This is a genomic window from Oceanospirillum sediminis (assembly GCF_014164585.1).
GTDB lineage: Bacteria > Pseudomonadota > Gammaproteobacteria > Pseudomonadales > Halomonadaceae > Oceanospirillum > Oceanospirillum sediminis.
Window position 1 is genome coordinate 14,436 of the sequence record NZ_JACJFM010000030.1, and the last position, 21,756, is coordinate 36,191.

22 protein-coding genes are annotated in these 21,756 nt (G+C 45.8%); 15 read left to right on the plus strand and 7 right to left on the minus strand.

The features are described 5' to 3' along the window. Nucleotides 1–59 precede the first annotated feature (59 nt). Complete coding sequence (locus H4O21_RS18160; protein ID WP_182810306.1) at nt 60–1,376, minus strand: alginate export family protein; 1,317 nt, start codon at nt 1,374–1,376, stop codon at nt 60–62. A gap of 146 nt (nt 1,377–1,522) precedes the next feature. After that, nucleotides 1,523–2,080, minus strand: coding sequence for a universal stress protein (locus tag H4O21_RS18165; protein WP_255487366.1), 558 nt, complete (start codon nt 2,078–2,080; stop codon nt 1,523–1,525). 247 nt (nt 2,081–2,327) lie between these two features. Between H4O21_RS18165 and ruvA the strand changes: the two genes are divergently transcribed. The 14 genes from ruvA to H4O21_RS18235 all read left to right on the plus strand — a co-directional run bounded on the left by ruvA (nt 2,328) and on the right by H4O21_RS18235 (nt 13,833). Beyond that, the gene (gene ruvA / locus H4O21_RS18170) at nt 2,328–2,945 is read left to right on the plus strand and encodes a Holliday junction branch migration protein RuvA (RefSeq protein WP_182810347.1); all 618 of its coding nucleotides are present in this window, start codon (nt 2,328–2,330) and stop codon (nt 2,943–2,945) included. Between the two features lie 39 nt (nt 2,946–2,984). Next, nucleotides 2,985–3,995: a Holliday junction branch migration DNA helicase RuvB gene (ruvB, locus tag H4O21_RS18175; RefSeq protein WP_182810307.1), complete on the plus strand. Its 1,011-nt coding sequence runs from the start codon at nt 2,985–2,987 to the stop codon at nt 3,993–3,995. A 78-nt stretch (nt 3,996–4,073) separates the two neighbouring features. Beyond that, nucleotides 4,074–4,490 carry a tol-pal system-associated acyl-CoA thioesterase gene (gene ybgC, locus H4O21_RS18180; RefSeq protein ID WP_182810308.1) on the plus strand — a complete coding sequence of 139 codons (417 nt, stop codon included), beginning with the start codon at nt 4,074–4,076 and terminating at the stop codon, nt 4,488–4,490. A 121-nt stretch (nt 4,491–4,611) separates the two neighbouring features. Then, on the plus strand, nt 4,612–5,295 hold the full coding sequence (gene tolQ, locus H4O21_RS18185) for a protein TolQ (protein WP_182810309.1): 684 nt from the start codon (nt 4,612–4,614) through the stop codon (nt 5,293–5,295). 3 nt (nt 5,296–5,298) lie between these two features. Beyond that, nucleotides 5,299–5,733: a protein TolR gene (gene tolR, locus H4O21_RS18190; RefSeq protein ID WP_182810310.1), complete on the plus strand. Its 435-nt coding sequence runs from the start codon at nt 5,299–5,301 to the stop codon at nt 5,731–5,733. Between the two features lie 7 nt (nt 5,734–5,740). Further along, a complete protein-coding gene (tolA, locus tag H4O21_RS18195; protein ID WP_182810311.1) occupies nt 5,741–6,751 on the plus strand; it encodes a cell envelope integrity protein TolA in 1,011 nt (336 codons plus the stop codon). A gap of 2 nt (nt 6,752–6,753) precedes the next feature. Further along, nucleotides 6,754–8,055 carry a Tol-Pal system beta propeller repeat protein TolB gene (gene tolB / locus H4O21_RS18200; protein ID WP_182810312.1) on the plus strand — a complete coding sequence of 434 codons (1,302 nt, stop codon included), beginning with the start codon at nt 6,754–6,756 and terminating at the stop codon, nt 8,053–8,055. Nucleotides 8,056–8,108: 53 nt separating this feature from the next. Continuing rightward, complete coding sequence (pal, locus tag H4O21_RS18205) at nt 8,109–8,660, plus strand: peptidoglycan-associated lipoprotein Pal (protein WP_182810313.1); 552 nt, start codon at nt 8,109–8,111, stop codon at nt 8,658–8,660. A gap of 17 nt (nt 8,661–8,677) precedes the next feature. Next, nucleotides 8,678–9,526: a tol-pal system protein YbgF gene (ybgF, locus tag H4O21_RS18210; RefSeq protein WP_182810314.1), complete on the plus strand. Its 849-nt coding sequence runs from the start codon at nt 8,678–8,680 to the stop codon at nt 9,524–9,526. Between the two features lie 98 nt (nt 9,527–9,624). After that, a complete protein-coding gene (gene queE, locus H4O21_RS18215; protein ID WP_182810315.1) occupies nt 9,625–10,275 on the plus strand; it encodes a 7-carboxy-7-deazaguanine synthase QueE in 651 nt (216 codons plus the stop codon). A 43-nt stretch (nt 10,276–10,318) separates the two neighbouring features. Next, nucleotides 10,319–10,999 carry a 7-cyano-7-deazaguanine synthase QueC gene (gene queC, locus H4O21_RS18220; RefSeq protein ID WP_182810316.1) on the plus strand — a complete coding sequence of 227 codons (681 nt, stop codon included), beginning with the start codon at nt 10,319–10,321 and terminating at the stop codon, nt 10,997–10,999. 40 nt (nt 11,000–11,039) lie between these two features. After that, on the plus strand, nt 11,040–11,804 hold the full coding sequence (locus tag H4O21_RS18225; RefSeq protein ID WP_182810317.1) for a YciK family oxidoreductase: 765 nt from the start codon (nt 11,040–11,042) through the stop codon (nt 11,802–11,804). Nucleotides 11,805–11,996: 192 nt separating this feature from the next. Then, nucleotides 11,997–12,536: a PAS domain-containing protein gene (locus H4O21_RS18230; RefSeq protein WP_182810318.1), complete on the plus strand. Its 540-nt coding sequence runs from the start codon at nt 11,997–11,999 to the stop codon at nt 12,534–12,536. Beyond that, a complete protein-coding gene (locus H4O21_RS18235) occupies nt 12,529–13,833 on the plus strand; it encodes a methyl-accepting chemotaxis protein (RefSeq protein ID WP_182810319.1) in 1,305 nt (434 codons plus the stop codon). Before H4O21_RS18230 ends, H4O21_RS18235 begins: the two co-directional genes overlap by 8 nt. A 112-nt stretch (nt 13,834–13,945) precedes the next feature. On the opposite strand, the gene H4O21_RS18240 is transcribed toward H4O21_RS18235, so the two are convergent. The 5 genes from H4O21_RS18240 to H4O21_RS18260 form a co-directional block, all read right to left on the minus strand. Then, nucleotides 13,946–14,680, minus strand: coding sequence for an EAL domain-containing protein (locus H4O21_RS18240; RefSeq protein ID WP_220495728.1), 735 nt, complete (start codon nt 14,678–14,680; stop codon nt 13,946–13,948). A 211-nt stretch (nt 14,681–14,891) separates the two neighbouring features. After that, a complete protein-coding gene (locus H4O21_RS18245; RefSeq protein ID WP_182810321.1) occupies nt 14,892–15,233 on the minus strand; it encodes a HopJ type III effector protein in 342 nt (113 codons plus the stop codon). Nucleotides 15,234–15,322: 89 nt separating this feature from the next. Beyond that, nucleotides 15,323–16,957 carry a PAS domain S-box protein gene (locus tag H4O21_RS18250; protein WP_182810322.1) on the minus strand — a complete coding sequence of 545 codons (1,635 nt, stop codon included), beginning with the start codon at nt 16,955–16,957 and terminating at the stop codon, nt 15,323–15,325. Continuing rightward, a complete protein-coding gene (locus tag H4O21_RS18255; protein ID WP_182810323.1) occupies nt 16,954–19,701 on the minus strand; it encodes a response regulator in 2,748 nt (915 codons plus the stop codon). Before H4O21_RS18255 ends, H4O21_RS18250 begins: the two co-directional genes overlap by 4 nt. A 51-nt stretch (nt 19,702–19,752) precedes the next feature. Continuing rightward, the gene (locus H4O21_RS18260) at nt 19,753–20,562 is read right to left on the minus strand and encodes a phosphate/phosphite/phosphonate ABC transporter substrate-binding protein (protein ID WP_182810324.1); all 810 of its coding nucleotides are present in this window, start codon (nt 20,560–20,562) and stop codon (nt 19,753–19,755) included. Nucleotides 20,563–20,916: 354 nt separating this feature from the next. Between H4O21_RS18260 and H4O21_RS18265 the strand changes: the two genes are divergently transcribed. Then, nucleotides 20,917–21,678, plus strand: a complete 762-nt coding sequence (locus tag H4O21_RS18265; RefSeq protein ID WP_182810325.1) for an SDR family NAD(P)-dependent oxidoreductase — start codon at nt 20,917–20,919, stop codon at nt 21,676–21,678. Nucleotides 21,679–21,756 lie beyond the last annotated feature (78 nt).

A 21,756-nucleotide genomic window follows, 5' to 3' on the forward strand; every position in this document is an offset into this window, starting at 1 on the left:
CAGTCCGTTTGCAGGCCTGATCTGTTTTTTTGTTGGTCTGTCGGATGAATAGTGGCTGATCAGTACAGCACGATAGCCATCATCTGGAAGTAAGTGTTGGTATCAGTATTACCTTGCAGACTGGTGCTGGAGTCAGGGGTATACATACCCAGGAGCGGACTGATTATCAGATTGTCGTTAACCACCCATTCAGCATACAGATCCAGCTCTTTACCATCATTGCTGCCGTCACCATTGGTGTCCTGGAAATCAAAATAAAGCGCTCCCAGGCTCAGAGTTTCCATCGGCGCAGCTTTAAGAGCCAGATGATGGACATCATTATGAGAGCTGAATGGACCGGCGTAGTTAGCCGCTACTTCACCCTGGAACCAGGTACCGTAGCCTCTGTTGAAACCAAACAGCAGAGGATCAAAACCTTCTTCGAAGCGGCTGAAACGGTAAGTGACTGCAGGTGACCAGTTAGCCTGACTAAAAGTCCATCCCGCCTCAGCATAATATCCATTGCCATCTTTACGGGTATCATCACCCTGTTCCTGAGCCACAAATTCAGCAGATAAGAACAGGTCTTCTACCCCGGCATTACCCTGATAACGCAGGCTGAGATTTTTCTGTCCATCACGATGGGTGTAAGCCAGAAACTCTGCTTCAGCTTTATCAACATCGGTGCCCTGAATATAACTGATGCCAAAAGTGCCCACGTCGCTGGCACGTTCAATATTAATACCAGCCAGCTCTACACTGGCCTGAGCTGGATTACCGGATTGCAGCCAGAATAGATCTGAACGTAACCCATTGTCACCTTCAATACGCAGAACAGCGGTATTCTTAAATGACTTTCTGGGTGCTAACCAGTAGGCTCCACCCCGGTTAAAATCAGGGATTTCTGGTATGACATCGTTAAAGCCTTTACCAAAGCTCAGAGCATCACCGTTAATAAGGAAACCATCACCCAGCACAAAATTCTGTCGGCCAACAGACAGATCAAAAGCACCTTTGCGCAGACCAATATAAAGATCTTCTATATCCAGTTCACGCTCATCGCCAGTGGTAAAACCACCGGCATCACCGTCACCCCAGGTACCCGATCCCACAACACTGATACCGCCGTATAGAGTACTATCCTGTAAACTCTTCTCACCGGTCAGGCCTGCCTTAATATAGCCTTCCTGCCAGTTATATTTCTTATTCTGCTCTCCACTGGGAGCCGTGGCATAACCTTCCTGACTGTTGAAGGTACCGGCAATCGCTTCGATATTCAGATCCAGTTTGCTGCCATCTTCATCGACCAGATTATAAGCGCTGGACTGAGCGGATACTGCCGATATTGCTGCTGCCAGAAGTGTCATAGAAAGACGCTGAAATGCAGGTTTTTTCATGGGTTTTAATCCTCCGTGGATTAATATCTCTGGTTGTTATTGTTGTTCGGGGTGGGAGAGTGGCCGGGCAGAGCCTCTCCTGATCATAGAAACGGCGCATTACCCCGGATAAAAATGCACCGCTATGCAGACAGTGTCAGCCGTGGTTAACCGGACTTTTTGCGTAAAGGTACGATCAATACCGGGATATCGCTGTGATGAACTACTTTCTGAACCGTTGAACCCAGGAATATTCTCGACAACCCCGAGCTTTCTCGATCCCCCATCACAATCAGGTCGGCCTGGCAGAGTTCAGCAGTTTTCAGGACGACACGATCAGGCTGACCTTCAATGACCCGGACTTCGGGAGAAAAAGGAAGCTGATGAATCTGTTCACCCAGTTCAACAGCAAGGAAATCGTGAATCCTCTGTTCAATACGCTTTTTCCGGGTTTGCATAATCTGCTCAGCATGCTTTTTATTAACCTGCTGAGGCAGATACTCATCCATCACTTCTTCAATAATCTCTGTTGAATGCTCCACCACATGGAGGTAGATAATTCGGGCATGATGTTTAATAGCCTGTTGAACGGCAGTCCGGAAAGCGGGGCGACTGCCTTCGCCAAGGTCTGAAGCATAAATGATGGTATGAATCTCAGGCAGCATAGCGTTATCCCGAATGTTCTGTGGAAGATTACGGGAAATATTGCAACTCATTGGAGGCATGATGGTAATCAACCGGATGGTTGATTCGGTAAGTATTGCACCCGAACGTACAAAAGACTGAATTCCGCCGCTCGTCTGCTGGATTTTATGAATATGTTGCAGCGATCACTTAACAGATCCTCAAGCAGAACATACTATTGACAGGAAATAACCAGAAATTACGAATCAGAGAGCGTTTCCGGTTCAAACTCGATGAATTTCGTGTCAGGATATGCCTTTAATTATCCTGAATAATCAGAGAGTTACTATGATTGGTCGTTTACGTGGTGTAGTGCTGGAAAAAATACCTCCGCAACTATTACTGGATGTGAATGGTGTGGGTTATGAACTGGAAGCCCCCATGAACACCTTCTACAAGCTACCTGGTATCGGCGAAGAAGCGACTCTGTTTACTCATTTTGTTGTACGTGAAGATGCGCAATTGCTATACGGATTTGCTGATCGTAATGAGCGTCGGCTGTTTCGTGACCTGATTAAAGTCAACGGTGTTGGTCCTAAGCTGGCATTGACTATTCTATCCGGGATAGAGGCATCTCAGTTTGTTCGTTGTGTCCATGATGGTGATACCAATGCCCTGGTAAAACTGCCTGGTGTTGGTAAAAAAACCGCTGAACGTCTGCTGATCGAAATGAAGGATCGATTAAAAGACTGGAATAATGCTCCGGAAGATTTTGTGCTGACCATGAGCGATTCTGACGCGACTACTCCAGAAGCGAGTACTGCGGATAATCGAGTGGAAGCGGAACAGGCGCTGATCGCTCTGGGTTACAAGCCTCAGCAGGCAAGCAAAGCCATCAATAGTGTATTCAGTGCGGAGCTGGCGACAGAAGAACTGATTCGTCTTGCCCTGAAAGGCATGGTTTAATATACAGTATTCTGATGCCGGTGTACTGAGACATAAAACATGATAGAAGCAGATCGACTGGTTTCCGCAGTCAGTAAAGAGCGGGAAGATAACCACGACAGGGCAATGAGACCCGAGTACCTGGCCGATTATATCGGTCAGCCCGAAGTCAGAAAACAGATGGAGATCTTTATCTCTGCGGCCAGGAATCGTGGTGATGCTCTGGATCATACCCTGGTATTTGGTCCTCCGGGACTGGGGAAGACCACTCTGGCTAATATTATCGCGTCAGAGATGGGGGTGGCAATCAAGAGCACTTCCGGACCTGTACTTGAGAAGGCAGGGGATGTCGCTGCGTTACTGACCAACCTGGAAGAAGGTGATGTGCTTTTTATTGATGAAATCCATCGGATGAGCGCGGCTGTCGAAGAAGTCCTGTATCCGGCTATGGAAGATTATCAACTGGATATCATGATTGGCGAAGGTCCGGCGGCGCGTTCTATTAAGATAGATCTGCCTCCTTTTACCCTGGTGGGAGCCACAACACGTGCCGGATTACTGACCTCACCTCTGCGTGATCGTTTTGGTATTGTGCAGCGACTGGAGTTTTACAATACCGATGATCTCAGTTACATCGTATCCCGTTCAGCTGGTTTACTGAATATAGATATTGAACCGCACGGCGCTATGGAAATTGCTCGTCGCTCCAGAGGTACGCCTCGAATTGCCAATCGTTTATTACGCCGGGTCAGAGATTATGCTCAGGTAAAAGGGGATGGGGTAATCACTGGAGAGATTGCTGATCAGGCTCTGAATATGCTGAATGTGGATACTCATGGCTTTGATCATAATGATCGACGTCTGCTACTGGCTATGATTGAGAAATTCGGTGGTGGGCCTGTAGGCGTTGACAACCTTTCTGCCGCTATTGGCGAAGAAAGGGATACCATTGAAGATGTGCTGGAACCTTATCTGATTCAGCAGGGCTTTGTCATGCGCACTCCTCGTGGCCGTGTGGTGACTCAGCAGGCTTATCTGCACTTTAACATGGCGATGCCGGATGAAGTCTGACTATCCTGAATCGGCCTGAAATTTATGTTTACTATGGATAACGGATTGCAGTGACTACCTGCCCTGGAAATGAAAAATATGTGTAAAGAGTTTTCATTCAACTGGCCAGTTCGTGTTTACTATGAGGATACCGATGCTGGCGGAGTAGTGTATTACGCGAATTACCTGAAATTCTATGAACGGGCACGTACTGAAGCTTTACGTGCGGCAGGCTTCAGTCAGGAAACACTCAGAAACGAAGAAAATACCATCTTTGTTGTGAGTAATATCAATGTCAGTTATCGTCGTCCTGCTCGTCTGGATGATAAGCTGATCGTTAGCCTGAACATCATAAAGATGGCCCGTAGTTATCTTATCTTTCAGCAGCAAATCACCTGTGATGATCTGCTACTGAGTACGGCAGAGGTCAAAGTGGCCTGTGTCAATGCAGATACGATGAAACCTTGTCAGATTCCGGCTCAGATGCAGGAAAAACTGACATCTCTGACAGTGTGATGATTTTTTAAGTGAACTTTTTTCATGATTAAGGTCATAATGCTTGCATCAGAGTGAAATTTTTTTTTATAACAATAGCTTTCTGCTTCAGATGAAAATTAAAGAGATTTGAGGAACTTCCGTGGAAGACAAACTATCGTTACTGGGCCTGATTGTTCATGCCAGCGTCGTTGTTCAGCTGGTTATGGCATCGTTAGTGCTGGCCTCTATTGTATCCTGGATGTTTATTATGCAGAGAGCATCCGTAACAGGCAGAGCCCGGCGTAATCTGGAGCAGTTTGAAGATAAATTCTGGTCTGGCATGGATCTGACGCGTTTATATCAGGAGGTGTCAGAAGATGGCCAGGGTGGAGGTGCTGAAAACATTTTCCGGGCCGGTTTTAAAGAGTTTTCTCGTCTGAGACAGAAAGGCAACATGGAATCTGATGCCGTCATGGAAGGTGTGCAAAGAGCGATGCGTGTTGCACTTGCCCGAGAAGAAGAACGCCTGACAGAGCATTTGCCATTACTGGCTACAATTGGTTCCACCAGCCCGTACATCGGCTTATTTGGCACAGTATGGGGGATTATGAACTCTTTTCGGGATCTGGCCCATGTTCAGCAAGCCACACTGGCTGTTGTGGCACCTTCAATATCAGAAGCTCTGATTGCAACCGCTATGGGGCTGTTTGCTGCTATCCCGGCCGTTATTGCCTACAACCGTTATTCCGCGAAGACAGAACTGTTAATGGTTCGTTATGAAACTTTCGCAGATGAGTTTTCCAGTATTTTGCACCGCAATGTGCATAGCCAGAATGTGAGCTGATTTATGGCCGGGTATCGCTATCGAAAGCCTCGCAACCTGGTTGCAGAGATCAATGTTGTTCCTTACATCGATGTTATGCTGGTGCTACTGGTTATTTTTATGGTGACCGCACCTATTCTGACGCAGGGGGTAAAAGTCGACCTGCCTGAGGCCGTTTCTGCTCCTATTGACGTTAAAGAAGATGATCTGCCTCTGATCGTTTCGATCAAGAAAACCGGGGAATACTTTATTGAGCTGGGGCCTGATAAAGAGGAGCCTGTTGCTCTGGATACATTACAGAGTCAGGTAACAAAAATTACCGGGCAGAATCCGCAAATTCAGATTCTGGTGCGCGGAGATAAAAACGTCAGTTATGGGGCAGTTGTCTCTCTGATGAGTGTTTTACAACAGGCTGGCGCGAAAAATATCGGGCTGCTATCGGAACCGCCGGAAGAATAATTGGATTATGTCTAACCAGAAAAGCGGGCTTCTGCTTCCGTTTCTGATTGCACTTGTTTGCCATGCTTTACTGGCATTCCTGCTGTTCTTCGGATGGCAGCAGTCACAGACAGTTTCAGAAAAACGAGTGGCGAGAATAAAACCCAGTGAGGTTATTAATGCGACAGCGGTCAACCATGACCCTATTGCTGCACTAAAGAAACAACAGGAAGAGGCCAGAAAACAGGCCGAACAGGCAAAGAAAAAGCAGCTTGAGGCTGCACGTAAGAAAGAAGAAGCCCGCAAACAGGCACTGATTAAAAAACGTCAGGAAGAAGAGCGAATAAAGCAAGAAGAAATCCGGAAAGCTGAAGAAGCACGCAAGAAAGAACAAGCGCGCAAAAAAGCCGAAGAAGCTCGCAAAGCTGAAGAAGCACGCAAGAAAAAAGCAGAAGCAGAACGTCTGGCTCAGCTAAAGAAACAGGAACTCCTGAAAGCAGAAGAAGCCAAAAAGAAAGAGGCAGCCGAAAAAGCTGAGGCCGCTCGAAAGGCGGAAGAAGCCCGTAAGAAAGAAGCTACTCGTAAGGCAGAAGAAGCTCGTAAGAGAGAAGCCGCCCGCAAAGCGGAAGCAGCACGTAAGCAAGCAGCAGAACTGGCTGCAAAACAGGCCAGAGAGGCTGCTGAACGCCGGGCATTTGAGGATGCTCTGGCTAAAGAAGAAGCCTTCTTACAGGAGTTAGAAGACCAGGAACGTCAGGGATCAATGCAAGCCTTGATTAAGACCTATGTAGAGCAAAGCTGGTCTCGCCCACCAACAACAAGACCGGGGATGCAGGCTCTTTTGCGAATAAGACTATTGCCCACAGGTGAAGTCGAAGATGTTCAGGTTGTCAGAGGTAGCGGTAATACAGCATTTGATCGTTCTGCTGTACAGGCAGTTCATAAAGCAGGACCATTCAGAGAACTGATTGATCTGAAGCCTCATCAAAGGGACGCATTCAAAGAGTTTAACCTGTTGTTTAAACCAGAGGATATTTAACAATGATAGTCCGTCAATGGATTATGGCAGTAGTGGTGATGCTGCTCTCAGTGCAGCAAGCGATCGCTGAACTGACAATTGAGATCACCCAGGGAAACGACAAAGCAACTCCGGTCGCGATTGTTCCTTTTTCCTGGCAGGGTAACGCTGCGTTACAGGAAGATATTGCCCGGATTGTTTCAGATGACCTTGAAAGAAGTGGGCTGATCAAGCCTCTGGCAAGAACTGAAATGCTGAGTCTGCCCAGCGAACGAAAAGAGATTTTTTTCCGTGACTGGTCCCTGCTGAAACAGGAATATCTGTTGATTGGTCAGGTAAAACCAACGTCTGATCCGACAGTTCTGAGTATCCGTTATGAGCTTTATGATGTCGTGCGCCAGGCTCGGGTACTGGGCGAGATTATCAAAGGAACGCAAGATGAGCTGCGCTCAAGGGCACACTATATCAGCGATAAGATTTTTGAGGAGCTGACCGGTTTACGAGGCGCTTTCTCTACTAAGATTGCTTATATTACAGCGGATAGACAAAGCAATGGTAAAACCAGATATCAGCTGAAAGTATCTGATGCCGATGGTCGCCGTGAGAAAACGATTCTGACATCTCAACAACCTCTGTTGTCTCCATCCTGGTCTCCGGATGCTAAATATCTGGCTTATGTCTCCTTTGAAAAAGGGCGACCAGGTATTTATCTGCAGAATGTATATACCGGCAAGAGACGCCAGCTGACAGCCTTTAAAGGCTTGAATGGCGCTCCAAGCTGGTCCCCGGATGGCAATAAACTGGTGGTTACCTTATCAAAGGACGGCAATCCCGAGCTATACGAAATCAACCTGCAAACCAACAAAGTCAGACGCCTGACCCGCCATTACAGTATCGAGACAGAAGCTGAGTGGTCATCAGATGGTAAACGTATGCTCTTTACATCAAGCCGTGCAGGTGGGCCACAGATTTATGAAATGAATCTGGAAACAGGTGAAGAAAAGCGTCTTACCTTCGATGGCAATTACAATGCCCGCGCAAGATACTCTCCGGATGGCAAAGAGATCTATTTTGTGCATCAGAAAGATGGGATTTTTCACATTGCTGCACAGGAACTTAGCACGAATCGTATGCGAATTCTGACACAAACGCCATTAGATGAGTCTCCTAGTGTTTCTCCCAATGGAAGTATGTTAATTTATGCTACGCAAGAGGGTAGGAGTGGCTATCTCGGAGCCGTATCTATTGATGGTCAGGTGCGTTATCGCCTTCCTTCGCAGCTGGGTGATGTGCGCGAGCCGGCCTGGTCACCCTTTTTGAATTAGATAGCTAATACATTAAATAAAAAATTGAGTCCCCATCGCTTCAGGAGCCTGATATGGAATTAAAAAAATACAGCAAGACTCTATTCTTTGGTGCAACACTGGCCGTTCTGGCGGGTTGTGGTGGTAATGCCGCTACTACTGATCAGAATGGTGGTATGACTGGTGGTAGTGATGTTACTCCGGTTGTAACCAGTGATGGTGCCGGCGGTGACAGCTCTGTTAATGGTCAGGGACTTGGACAGGATCAAATGGGTAGTGGTTCAGATGCCGCTGCTATGCCTGCTGTAAATACTTTATACTTTGATTTTGACAAGTCAGATATCCGTGCCGATTCACGCGATATTCTGGATCAGCATGCCGAATATCTGCTGGCTAACCCTTCTGTTACAGTAATTCTGGAAGGTCATGCAGATGAGCGCGGTACTCGTGAATACAACCAGGCGCTGGGTGAGCGTCGTGGTAACTCAGTAATGAGCTACCTGCAGCTGAAGGGTATCAGCGCTTCCCGCCTGGAAGTGGTTAGCTTTGGTGAAGAGAGTCCGGCGGTAATTGGCCATAACCGTGAGGCATGGTCTGAAAATCGTCGCGTTGTTGTTAAATACTAAGTTCGGATGAGGGCAGGATGTATATCCCTTTCCGTAAACAGATACTGATGCTGCCTGTTCTGGCAGTATCATTATCTGTGAATGCAGCAGATCTGGCAGGACAGAATATTGCGCCATTGGGCGCTGATTCCGGTTCGGCCAGATCAACTCCAGATGTCAGCTCTCAGTTGCTTTTCCAGGTGCAACAGTTGCAGCGCGAAGTGCAAATGCTGAGAGATCATGTTGAACAACAAGCCCAACTGATTAATCAGTTACAGCGTGATAGTCGGGATCGCTATCTTGATGCTGATCGAAGATTATCGGATATCAGTCGTGAAATAACGGTTCTCAGGAAACGACCTGTTGCACCTGCCGCTGTTAATCTTCCTCCGGCGGTGAATGGGCCTGCTCAGACTCCGGTTTCAGTGGCTCAGGTTACCACTACAGCCAGCAATGATACTCAGGATCAGACAGTAGCGGCTGAAGCACCTGCATCAGCTCAGTCCTCATCATCACAGGTATCAGCAAAAGAAGCTTATCAGAGCGCTTATGCTCTGGTGAAAACCAAGCAGTTTGATAAAGCCATTGAATCTTATCGAGGCTTTATCACGACTTATCAGGATTCGACGCTGGTGCCGAATGCATATTACTGGCTGGGCGAGTTGTATCTGGTGAAGAAGCAGCTACAGCAAGCAGAGCAGGTGTTCAGTACCGTCGTCAACAGCTTCCCTCTGAGTCGAAAAGTACCGGATGCCAGCTATAAACTGGGTCTGATTTACGCAAGAACAGGTCAGGAAGATAAAGCTAAAACCCAGATGGGCCTGGTGATAAAAACTTACCCTGATACTACAGCCGCTAAGTTAGCTGCAAACTATCTGGAACAATGACTTTCTTATAATCTTTCCGGCTATCGCCAGGTAAAAAACTATGGATAAGCGGCGCTTTCAGTTACAATGCGCCGTTTATTTTTTACAGAATGGCCGGAATGTCTGAATCTACTCTTCGAATCACTGAAATATTCTGCTCGCTACAAGGAGAGACAAGAACTGTCGGATTACCAACAGTTTTTATTCGTTTGACAGGATGTCCGATGCGCTGTGTTTATTGCGATACCAGCTATGCTTTCTCCGGTGGAGAAACCGTTGGTATAGATGATATTCTCGCAAAAACGGCAGAATACGGTGCGCAATATGTCACTGTGAGCGGAGGGGAACCTCTGGCACAGAAAAACTGTTATGAACTGCTGACTCGTTTGTGCGATGAAGGTTATCAGGTTTCTGTTGAAACAGGCGGTGCAATGGATATCTCTCCGGCAGATAGCCGGGTCAGTGTTGTGCTGGATATCAAGACGCCAGCGTCCGGAGAACTGGGAAAAAACCGCTGGCAGAATATTGACTACCTAAAGCCAGATGACCAGATTAAGTTTGTTATTTGCGACAGAAATGATTATGAATGGGCCCGTTTTAAAATGGAAGAACTTGGCTTAGCTCATAAAGTGAATGAGATTCTTTTTTCTCCGAGCCATAAACAACTGAAACCCGTTGAACTGGCGAACTGGATTCTGGAAGATAAATTACAGGTTCGTTTTCAGCAGCAACTGCATAAACTGCTCTGGGATGATGAACCAGGGCATTAAGATTTTCCGGTCTGACAGATAGTATTACAGGTTATAATAAATAATGACTGATAAGAAAAAAGCGGTTGTGCTTGTTTCCGGGGGGCTGGATTCTGCAACGGTGTTAGCGATGGCAAATGCTCAGGGATATGAATGCTATGCCCTGAGTTTTGACTATGGGCAGAGACAGATTTCTGAACTCAATGCAGCAAGAGCTGTCGCTAAAGCTCATGGTGCTATTGAACATAAAGTCGTCAGACTGAGCCTCAATGATTTTGGTGGTTCTGCGTTAACAGATAATAATATCGACGTACCAGAAGAAGAAACTGAAGGCATTCCCGTCACTTATGTTCCGGCCAGAAATACCGTGTTTTTATCTTTGGCATTAGGCTGGGCTGAAGTTCTCGGAGCCTCAGAAATTTTTATTGGTGTGAATGCGGTTGATTACTCGGGTTATCCGGACTGTCGGCCTGAATTTATTGATGCCTATGAAAAAATGGCAAATCTGGCGACTAAAGCTGGTATTGAGGGCCATACCTTGAGTATTCAGACTCCATTGATATCTTTGACTAAAGCAGAGATTATTCAGGCTGGACTGACCGTCGGAGTTGATTACAGCCTGACAGTTTCCTGTTATCAGGCTGATAATCACGGGCAGGCATGTGGTCGCTGTGATAGCTGTCGACTGCGTGCAAAAGGTTTTGAGGACGCGGGGACAGATGACCCGACCCGATACCAGAGCTGATACTAAATAATCGGATTATTCAGAGGGAAAGGGGATTAGAATGCTGTGTAAAATTGATTATCAGGCACCGAAAGATCTGCTGAAAGACCGTATTATTATGGTAACCGGTGCCAGTGACGGTATAGGCCGGGCTGCTGCAAAAGCTTACGCTGCGCATGGAGCAACAGTTATTCTGGTTGGCAGAACAATAAAGAAACTGGAAGAAGTTTACGATGAGATTGAGGAAGCTGGCGGTGCACAACCCGCTATCTTCCCGATTAACTTCGAGACAGCGACCTATAAAGACTATGGCGAAATGGCCGAGCTGCTGGTAAAAGAGTTCGGTCGTCTGGATGGACTGCTGCACAACGCAGGTATTCTGGGATCGCTGACACCCGTTGATGCATACAATCCGCAACAATGGGAACAGGTTATGCAGGTTAATTTTAATTCTGCATTGCTGATGACTCAGGCGCTGCTGTCCTTATTACAAGAATCACGGGATGCCCGTTTGCTATTTACCTCTTCCAGCGTAGGGAGAAAAGGGCGTGCATTCTGGGGAGCTTATAGTATTTCTAAGTTTGCCACAGAAGGCCTGGTGGAAATTCTGGCAGATGAACAGGAAAATCTGTCCAGTGTCAGGGTAAACAGTATCAATCCGGGAGCAACAAGAACGGGGATGCGACAGCTGGCTTATCCTGGAGAAAATCCCGCGACTCTGCGCACTCCCGAAGAGATTATGCCAACTTATCTCTACCTTATGGGGCCAGATAGCAAGGGCGATAATGGCCTGAAGTTTGATGCCCAGCCACCTAAGACAGACTGACTCTGACGGTGCGTATGTGGCGTTACTGAGCCTGTATCAGACAGGCTCAGAAGTCATCTCCCATGTTAAATGCCATCCTTGACTTTTTATCCATACAGACTTTTCAGGTATTAGCTTGACCTGAATCATTCAAAATTCATCCTTTCGTAGCATTATTGAAATCTTCAGCCTGCTCAAATAGGAAGAATTATAATGCTGGCCTGTGATTTCCCCCATTCCGAAGAAGTACACCTGGGTCGTGATGACCTGATTATCTCAAAAACAGACCTTAAAGGCAGAATTACCTACGCTAACCGGACGTTTATGTCTATTGCAGGCTTTTCTGAGGAAGAGCTGCTGAGCCAGCCTCATAATCTGATCAGACATCCGGATATGCCAAAGGGCGTTTTTAAATTTCTATGGCAGGAATTGAAAGCTGGAAAGGAGTTTTTTGGCTTTGTGAAAAACCTAACCAGAGATGGCCAGTATTACTGGGTTTTCGCCAATATTACACCTGATAAGGATGTATATGGCAATACACAAGGGTACTTCTCTGTCCGGCGTTGTCCGGGAAAACTGGCAATCAAACATATTGAGCCTGTATATCAGACAATGAGAGAGATCGAAGCCAGATATACAGGAGCTAATGCAGCCAGACATTCTCTGGACTATCTTGATCAGCTGCTGAATAACAGGGAAATGACCTATGAGGAGCTGGTAATAAGTCTCCAGGCAGGTAAAACGGATGAATAATACAATATCCCCGGTTAAGTCCCTTATTGGTCTGGCCCTGTTTTTTCTCGCTATGATACTGTTGGTCGCATTTATTCGGGAGCAGCTGACCTCTGAATTAGCGGCTTTGTCTGCTGTTTTTCTTTGCAGTCTCTTTCAGATGTACCGGAGTATATTACCGCTGGATCTGACCCTGAATGAGGTACATAAAGTTCTGACACTGGCCAGAAAGGGTGAGTTACACCACCGGGTTGTCAGAACAAATGAGCTTAAACAGGCCGCACAACTGGCCTGGGCTGTGAATGAGTTTCTGGACTTTTCTGAGACGTACTTTAAGGAAGTACGGTTATGTTTTGATCGGGTGAATAATAATGATTTCAGTCGAATCGCCAGAGGAACCGGATTACCCGGAGACTTTTCAGAATCCCTCAACTCTATTAATGATGCGATTCATGCTATTCGGGAGAATGTTGGCTTTACCCGCCAGAATGAACTGGCTCATATGATGCATCAGCTTAACCTGTCGTCTATCCGGCGAGATCTTTTCCAATCGGTTAAGAACTTATCTGATATTGAAAGAGATATCAGTGCGTTCAGCCAGATGGCTGAAAAAAATCTGGCACTATCACGCCATAGTCAGGCAGAAGTGCAGAGTATGGCTGAGCAGCTGGAAAAATCGGAGACTGAAACAGCAGAACTGCAAAATAGAGTGACAAGCCTCAATGCCGCAGCTCAGGAAGTCAATCAGGCGATGAATCTCATTACAGCCATTGCGGACCAGACAAACCTTCTGGCATTAAACGCTTCAGTAGAAGCGGCCCGTGCCGGAGATGCCGGGAGAGGTTTTTCTGTTGTTGCAGATGAGGTGAAAAATCTGGCAGAAAAAACAAAATCAACAGCAATTGAAGTCAGCGACGTGGTTGATGTGTTAGACCGCAGAATTGAGGAAATATCCAGGGCAGCAGAAATCAGCCAGCAGCTAAACAGTCGTGTCAGCAGTAAACTGAATGTGCTGCTTGAACACTTCGAGGTATTGGCAGACAGTGCAGAAACCACTTATGACAGATCTTCAGATACCGCTAAAATCTCTAAGGAAGCTCACCAAAGGCTGGAAAGTGTGACTTCGAAGCAGGCTGTTTATGCGATGATTGAGCAAATGTTGAACTCTGATCATCATGGAGAGGAAGCCGCTTTATCAGAAAGCATGCAAAGATTCAGAGAATTGGTAAGCCGCTATAAAGATGGAATTGATAGTAAAGAAGTCCTGATTACTGAACTGGAGACAATGGAAAAGCAAAAGGCTGCAGTATTTTCCTGAGATGAGATACTGAAATATCACTTGATAAATAAGCACCTGAAAAAATGATCTGCACATGCAGTATTGATATCAGATGATATCAATACTGCCAGGCTGGAAGATGAACTGAATATCAGCTTTTATAAGAGATAAACTGCTCCCGATACAAAAAGCCCTGGATATAATCAACACCAAGCTGCCGGGCAAACAGCAGATCTTCTTCACGCTCAACACCTTCCAGAATCAGCTTTTTATTGCTGGCCTTAGCAAACTGACATAGCGCATTCAGTAAATGTTCATAGTTTTCTTTGTTCTGATTTTTAATCCAGGAACGATCCAGTTTCAGGAAGTCAACGCTCAGCAGAATATCGAATGAAAGCATACTGTCCGGAGCGCCAATATCATCCAGGGCAATTTTTAAACCATGTTCACGATATGCCTTGCCCATGCCACTGCTATAGATGGCATCACTGGCATCAGTATTTTCTATAATTTCAACAACCAGATTGGGTTTACCTTTCAGTAATTCCAGCAACGGATTTCTTTCGTCACTGCCAAATAAAGCAAAAGCGTGGGGATCAATGTTCAGAAAAAGAGTATCGCCCTCAGGGGCTGATGTGAGCTGTAGCCATTTCATCTGATATTCAATATTAAACAGACTGAGTTCATCAGCATGAAGCGCTTCAAACACCAGATCTGGCCTGAGAGGATTATCATCTGAGTCATAAAAGCGAGCCAGGCCTTCCCATGCTGCTATTTCGCCTGTACTTAACTCTACAATAGGCTGATATTCGACACCAAAACGTTGGTTCTGTATTAAATCATATAGTGTGAAGTTATCTATTCCCAAAAAAACTTCTTTCAGCATAAAGGGTTACTCAGTTCATGATAATTGTTCTTATTATTTATTCTACTCAATGAACTGTCAAATCAGGAAATATTGCATAAGCAAAAAATGGTTTGATAACAGGAGGTAAAGCAAACGGGATACAGTTGGAAACAGATCTGGAAGGAACTGTTTCCTTTGAAGCGCTTCTGATATGGTGTGCATTCTGACAGATCAGTCAGAAGCAAGAGAATCAGGCTTTTGTGGCTAAGACAGTACAATCAAATTTAATTCCCTGCCAGCCCGTAGACATAAAGTTTCTGATATTGCCGTGATCAGATCCTTCTGGAGTGTTCAGAACGTCCTGATAAAAACGACCAAAGCAAGCCAGAGTCTGAGTTTCAGATAGTTTATTCAGAGCAGCAAACGCAAAAATCTTGCAACTGCCTTCATTCTGACCGGCTTCGTTAAACAGCTCCCCATTCTGAAAACCTGAAGGCGTATAGTCGTAGTACTGGCTGATAACCGACATCGTATCTTCAAAATCCAGGCTGCTATTCTGGCCAATCTGCTCAATAAATTCGTTCAGCGTCATTATATATTCCAGTATTGAATGATATTGCTGCTCCGAAATGTATGTTTTCCAGAGCAACATAAAGAGGGAGTCAGAGGGTAACGAAAAGACTAATCGGCGTAAAGCACACCACTCTTGCCATTATGTTTTACGTCGTACATCAGTTGGTCTGCAACGCTGATCAGAGCATCAGCATTTGTAGCGTGCCGGGGAGAACTGGCAATACCAATGCTGGCTGATAAGCGGGCATATCTGTCATCGCATAAATACCCCTGACTGAGTAACTCAATAATTCTGTTACCCAATCGCAATAACTGGTCTGCAGATAAGTTTTTTTCCACTATTACAGTAAATTCATCTCCCCCAAGACGGGCTATCATGGCTTCTTCAGGCAGTGCCTGTTTCAATCTGGACGCGGCCTCTTTTAAGACCAGATCTCCGCTATGGTGACCCAGAGTATCGTTGACCGCTTTAAAGCCATCCAGATCAACAAAAAACAGATGCAGCTCATCGGCTGTATCCAGTTTTCTTTTCAAGGATTGCATAAACATAGACCGGTTAGGTAATCCGGTCAGGCTGTCATGATGCGCCCGCCACCAGATCTCCTGTTCAGCCTTTTTCCTTTCCGAAATGTCACTGAAAATGGCAACGTAGTTTCTGGCCTGGGTCCCCGTATGATCAAAGACTGTTCTTACAGACAGCCATTCATGATAAAGACTACCATCCTGCCTCTTGTTGACGATCTCTCCCTGCCAGCTGCCATTATGCTCAATATCCTGCCACATTTGCTGATAAAACTGGCCATCCTGTTCTCCGGACTGCAGCATAGAAGGATTTTGGCCAATGACTTCGGCTGGTGCAAATCCTGTAATTTCTGAGAAAGAAGGATTGACCGCTTCGACAATGTTATCTTTATCTGTGATGATGATGCCTTCGTTACAGAAGTTAAACACAGTAGAGGCCAGCTGAAGCTCATCCTGAAAGCGTTTACGCTCAGTAATATCATGTAGCATAATGGTTGTAACCATCTCTCCATGCACTTCATGCTGGAACAGGGCAACTTCAACAGTAAAGTTATCGCCTGATTTATTGATAGCCAGAGCCTCATAGCGCTTAGGGCTGTGATCTTTATCGATATGTGTCTGTACCAGCTTTTTATGGATTAGCTGATGAAAATCCGGTAGCAGATGCTCTATACGTACTGAATCTGCAATTTCATTTTTTTCAAAACCAAACAACGCAGTTGCTGCAGGATTAAAATCAAGTATTCGACCTCTGTTGTTAATGCTGATAATGGCATCAATTGCATTGTTGATCAGAGATGCTTTACGGGCTTCACTGCTCTGAAGTTCTTGCCGTGCTTTGTTATTTGCCAGCAGATACTTCATTCTGTTTCTTAGTACGGCCCACTGGATGGGTTTACTGATAAAGTCTATCGCTCCGGACTCAAAGGCACGGTCGATAGACGCTTCATCTTCCAGGGCTGTCACGATTAATACCGGTAACTGAGCACTATATTGCTCTGTCAGTGCATGACAGCACTGAAAACCATCCATTCCAGGCATATTCGCATCGACCAGTGCAAGGTCGATGCTATGAAGCCGGGACAGAGTAAGTGCTTCTTCACCATCCTGAGCACAAATGGCCTGGTAGCCCTGTTGTTCGATGAAACGACTCAGGATCATCTGAGTCGTAATATCGTCCTCAGCAATAAGTATTCTGGGAACAGGTTGTATTTCTGTCATTCGTGCGACTCTTGTGTAAAAAATTCAGTGACAGCGGTTTTAGTTTTTATGTGTGTGCTTTTTAACCCGGCTAATAAATCCGGTATATTTTGCGGGTTATTGTCGATCGCTTTCTCAATCTGAAGCGCATTCTCTCCCAACAGATCCAGCCCCAGATTACGGCTGCTGCCTTTGATTTTATGGCTGATACTTTTCAGGTCTTCAGTGTTGTTTTCTGCCATAGCCTGATCCAGTTGCGCCAGATACGTCAGAAGCGTCTGAATGAACTGTTTATAAATAGGATAGATATCGCCTCCCAGCTCTTTAATCAGACGCTGAATGACCTGTTGGTTAATCAGGTCAGGGGAACCAGAAGGTGAGTCAGTCATCGGATCAGAAGCCTGCAATGCTTCACTATCAACCAGCTCTCTGTTAATCCAGTGCTGAATAGACTCGCAAAGACGGCTGGCAGTAATGGGTTTTGTCAGGTAATCGTTCATTCCCGCGTCATAGCACTTTTCCATATCCCCCTTCATGGCATGTGCGGTCAGGGCGATGATTGGAGTCAAGGGCAAAGTGTGTTCCTGTTGAAACTGACGGATTTGTTGAGACGCTTCGTAGCCGTCCATCACCGGCATCTGAATATCCATCAGAATCAGGTCATAATAGTTATTGCGGACTTTATCCAGAGCTTCTGCACCATTTCTGGCCCAATCGGCTGTCAATCCTATCTGGCTCAGCATCCCCTGAACCACCAGCTGATTTACTTCAACATCCTCAGCTAAAAGGATCGATATGTCTGACGCAGTTTGAGGGCTTCCGGTTTCAGCGATCATATCCTGCGCATCCTGAACCCTGACTTCTGAATCAGATTGATTGGTCGCTGTAATCAGTTCTGATTTTTCTGATAGCAGAGCAAATACCTGCTGTAGCAGAAGTTGTTTTCTGACCGGTTTAGATAAAAAGCAGTCTGCTTTTTGCTCAACTGGAATTTGCCTGGTGACATCAGCACCAGCAGACGACAACATCAGAATTTTAGGTCGAACGCTGATATGTTCCTTTATGCTGCTAATCAGGAAAAAACCATCATGTTCTGGCATCATGTGGTCAGTTATCAGCAGGTCGACCGGGTTATGCTCTTCTATTGCTTTATGCAGAATATCCAGCGCCTGCATCGCAGAAGTGGCAGTCGATATGCAGACAGGCTGCTCTTTAAGCAGGTAACTGACCAGCTCAATATTGGTCGGTATATCATCAGTAATCAGAACGTGAAGATCATCTTTCAACTGTACCTGATAACTCTTATCCGGGATTTTTCTGGATTTATCCAAAGACAGTTCAAACCATACTGTGGTCCCCAGATGTTCCTCGCTATGAATGCCTATCTGGCCATCCATCAGTTCAATTAACTGTTTACAGATCGCCAGACCTAATCCGGTCCCGCCGAACTGACGCGTTGTAGAGTGGTCAGCCTGAACAAATTTGCCGAATAGTTTCTTCTGCACAGCTTCAGAAATACCAATACCGGTATCTTTAATTTCCACACGAAGTTTATAACAATGAACATCTTCAGCCTGAATACTGATACGGATATCGACACGACCGGACTCTGTAAACTTAATGGCATTACTGATCAGATTTGACAGAATCTGCTCAAGCCTTCCGGTGTCTGCAACAATAAAGTGATCCAGCCCTTCTACAGGAAGAGCAACAAGCTCCAGTCCTTTGTTATGGGCATTATTTGCAAATAGCTGGCAGACATGCTCAACCAGCTCTTCCAGATCGCACTCCACCGGAGCTAAGGTCAGCTGCCCGGCCTCGATTTTTGAGAAATCCAGAATGTCATTAAGAATATTCAGCAATGACTCACCGGATGACTGAATAATGCCGAGATACTGTTGCTGCTCTTTATTCAGCGAAGTACTTTGCAGAATATCAGCCATGCCCAGTACACCATTCATTGGGGTTCTGATCTCATGGCTCATCATCGCCAGAAACTGGCTCTTGGCTTTTGCAGCCGACTCTGCCTGTTCCAGAGCCGCTTCCAGTGCAATATTTTTCTCCCGAACAGCCTCATTTGCCTGCTGGAGCTTCTGGTTATCCCGCTGGGATTGTTTCTGAGCTTCGGCCAGAGAACGGCGCATCTCATCAAAAGCACTCCTCAGCTCACCGATTTCATCATTGGATGCATCCGGCAGCGGCGCATCAAAGTTACCTTTTCTGAGTGCTCTGGCAGCTTTCGCCAGTGAAGTGACAGGTTTAATAACAATTTTTCGGTTCCAAAGTGCCGATAATAAACTGAGCACCAATACTGTACTCAGCGCCAGAGTTTCAAATTGCCGGATCTGCTCCTGAATCTCCTGCTTGGTCGGAGAAATATCCATTTCTATGATCAGAGTCCCCAGGAACTCATCTGACCAGACTATTTTGTGATCCAGACGGATGTAGTCTATACCTTCAGGCACAACGGTAGATTCAAAGGGATAGATCATGAAGTCGCTGGCATCAATCAGACTGACAGCTGACCACTGACGGCTTCGACCAGATTCTTCATTTTCCAGAATTTCGTGAATTCGCGCGATATCACCTGACAGCATCTCCTCAGCCACAATGGGGGCAATCACTGTCAGCCTTTCTCTTTCCTGCTGGATAGCCTGCTCTGTTCGTTGCTCCGTTTGCACAGGCAATACAAGTAAGCGCAGTATTGCAATCAGCGTTGCAAAGGCCAGTAAAGAAGGTAACAGGATTTTTCGCTGTAGTTTCATGGGTTCACTAAAACAACTTTTCCAGATTAATTACACTTCTTACCGAAGAGATTACTGATGATTCTGGAAGAACGGGGCCAGATTCAATGCTCTGAGAGGAGCATAGTCCTGAGCGTCCGCTACTCCCAGCATTTTAAACGGTACCTTACTCAACAAAGCCCGTCCTTCTTTGGTCTGAGACATTCTGAGCAACGCTTGCTGAATCAGCTTGACTGTTGATTCAGACAAGGATTTGTTAGCAACCAGAGGATGAGGCGCTACTTTCTGGGTCTGGTAAAGAACCCTGAGGCGATTTTTAATTTTCTCTGGTTGTTGAGATAGCGTTTTCTGTACCCCTCCTCCGGCTGCCGTTTTCCCAAGGGCAACATTAAGATAAACAGAAGAATGGGTTTTGACATACAAAGGCTCATAGCGGATATGATACTCATTCGTCATTGCGGCACGGGTCATCAATGAAGCCCCCAGAGCATTCGGAGCAGGTAAGGCTATTGTTTCTCCATCCAGATCCGCGACAGTTTTAATCGGGCTATCTTTGGCAACAACAATGATGCCATACAATTGGCGGCCAATATCTCGTACCATAGGGGTATAAATATCACTGGCAATAATATAGTGGTAGGGGTTCATATAAGCCAGATCGAATTCTCCCGCCATAAACTCTTTTTCAAATGACGGAATATCCGGTGACCCTTTTAGTTCAAAAATCAGGCCCGTTTCTTCTTCCAGCTGACTCAGAACCGGTTTCCAGATGGAGTGCAGTTTTTTGACCGGAAACTGGGGAACAACCCCTACAGTAATGATCTGCTGTGCCAGACTAACAGAACTGAAAAACAGAAGGCTTGCCAGGAAAAAGGTACGCATACTGTATTACCTTGTATTTACAATGCTTTTTAAAATTCTCTCTCTACTGACAGCTTTAATCAATAGCTCACTTTTCTTAAAAAGCTTTATTCGTAACTTTCATGATCCGTGTTATGAGTCTGGTAACGCATATCAAAGAACGATGCGGCATTATGTATCAGCATAGTCATGCAGCAGAGACAGAAAAGCTGTAACTTTAGCCTTTGCCTGAGATATAAGATTGGGAGCATAACTATCTTTTGCAGAAAGGCTTTTGTCCGGGGTTACCAGTCTTTCAATTCTCCTCTTTACCTCATCTTAAGATGAGGTTTTATGATAACGACCTTCACAAATACCACCATCAGGACATCGAATATGAGTTTTGAAAAGAAAAAGGTTGTTATTACAGGAGCCAGCCCGGACTTTGGTCAGACACTGGCCATTTTATTTGCTCAGATGGGAGCAGAACTGATTCTGTCTGCCCGCACTCTGGATAAAGTCTGGACGACAGCCGCTCTGGTCAAGCAGGCCGTTCCTCTTGCAAAGGTGACCTGTTTTCAGATGAATGTTTCCCGCCCGGAAGACATCATTGAATTTGCCTCTGACGTGCGACGGGTAACTGACAGAGTCGATATTCTGATAAACAATGCAGCATACTGGCTGGATGGCCAGCTATCAGACGCAAGTGATGAACAAATACTGGAGGCCTTTAATTCTACAGCTATAGGCAGTACGCTCGTTACAAAACACCTGTTGCCGCTATTGAAACAATCCGATGAAGCGGATGTGGTCTTTATTAACAGTACCGCCAGTTTGCCAGATAACCGGCATAACCGCTGCAATGAAGCCTTCAGTGCAGCAAAAGCAGCGCAATCTACTCTGGCAGACCAGTTGCGCCATAGATTGAGTGATACAGACATTCGTTTCATCACGGTTTACCCTCCTGACTTCGACAACCCTTCGCCTTTATCTGATAAAGACTGGAATAAAGTACGGCAGGTTGAATGCGGAGCTATGGGTGCAAGAAATGTATTTAATGCAATCAACTTTGCCTTAGAACAGGACAGAATCTGTTCCGTAGATAAAATTATTATGAGTAATAACAGGCCTGAAGCTGTCCATCCAGTCGGGATCTGATTAACGGAGTATTTCCAGCATGGCAGAGCCTATGGCAAGCTGTTTTCATCTTTTAGTAAGCTAATCATTCAAGGATAA

Coding starts and splice junctions, on each gene's coding strand:
- H4O21_RS18160 (WP_182810306.1), bottom strand. CDS start 1,376: ATGAAAAAACCTGCATTTCAGCGTCTTTCTATGACACTTCTGGCAGCA.
- H4O21_RS18165 (WP_255487366.1), bottom strand. CDS start 2,080: ATGCCTCCAATGAGTTGCAATATTTCCCGTAATCTTCCACAGAACATT.
- ruvA (WP_182810347.1), top strand. CDS start 2,328: ATGATTGGTCGTTTACGTGGTGTAGTGCTGGAAAAAATACCTCCGCAA.
- ruvB (WP_182810307.1), top strand. CDS start 2,985: ATGATAGAAGCAGATCGACTGGTTTCCGCAGTCAGTAAAGAGCGGGAA.
- ybgC (WP_182810308.1), top strand. CDS start 4,074: ATGTGTAAAGAGTTTTCATTCAACTGGCCAGTTCGTGTTTACTATGAG.
- tolR (WP_182810310.1), top strand. CDS start 5,299: ATGGCCGGGTATCGCTATCGAAAGCCTCGCAACCTGGTTGCAGAGATC.
- tolA (WP_182810311.1), top strand. CDS start 5,741: ATGTCTAACCAGAAAAGCGGGCTTCTGCTTCCGTTTCTGATTGCACTT.
- tolB (WP_182810312.1), top strand. CDS start 6,754: ATGATAGTCCGTCAATGGATTATGGCAGTAGTGGTGATGCTGCTCTCA.
- pal (WP_182810313.1), top strand. CDS start 8,109: ATGGAATTAAAAAAATACAGCAAGACTCTATTCTTTGGTGCAACACTG.
- ybgF (WP_182810314.1), top strand. CDS start 8,678: ATGTATATCCCTTTCCGTAAACAGATACTGATGCTGCCTGTTCTGGCA.
- queE (WP_182810315.1), top strand. CDS start 9,625: ATGTCTGAATCTACTCTTCGAATCACTGAAATATTCTGCTCGCTACAA.
- queC (WP_182810316.1), top strand. CDS start 10,319: ATGACTGATAAGAAAAAAGCGGTTGTGCTTGTTTCCGGGGGGCTGGAT.
- H4O21_RS18225 (WP_182810317.1), top strand. CDS start 11,040: ATGCTGTGTAAAATTGATTATCAGGCACCGAAAGATCTGCTGAAAGAC.
- H4O21_RS18230 (WP_182810318.1), top strand. CDS start 11,997: ATGCTGGCCTGTGATTTCCCCCATTCCGAAGAAGTACACCTGGGTCGT.
- H4O21_RS18235 (WP_182810319.1), top strand. CDS start 12,529: ATGAATAATACAATATCCCCGGTTAAGTCCCTTATTGGTCTGGCCCTG.
- H4O21_RS18240 (WP_220495728.1), bottom strand. CDS start 14,680: ATGCTGAAAGAAGTTTTTTTGGGAATAGATAACTTCACACTATATGAT.
- H4O21_RS18245 (WP_182810321.1), bottom strand. CDS start 15,233: ATGACGCTGAACGAATTTATTGAGCAGATTGGCCAGAATAGCAGCCTG.
- H4O21_RS18250 (WP_182810322.1), bottom strand. CDS start 16,957: ATGACAGAAATACAACCTGTTCCCAGAATACTTATTGCTGAGGACGAT.
- H4O21_RS18255 (WP_182810323.1), bottom strand. CDS start 19,701: ATGAAACTACAGCGAAAAATCCTGTTACCTTCTTTACTGGCCTTTGCA.
- H4O21_RS18260 (WP_182810324.1), bottom strand. CDS start 20,562: ATGCGTACCTTTTTCCTGGCAAGCCTTCTGTTTTTCAGTTCTGTTAGT.
- H4O21_RS18265 (WP_182810325.1), top strand. CDS start 20,917: ATGAGTTTTGAAAAGAAAAAGGTTGTTATTACAGGAGCCAGCCCGGAC.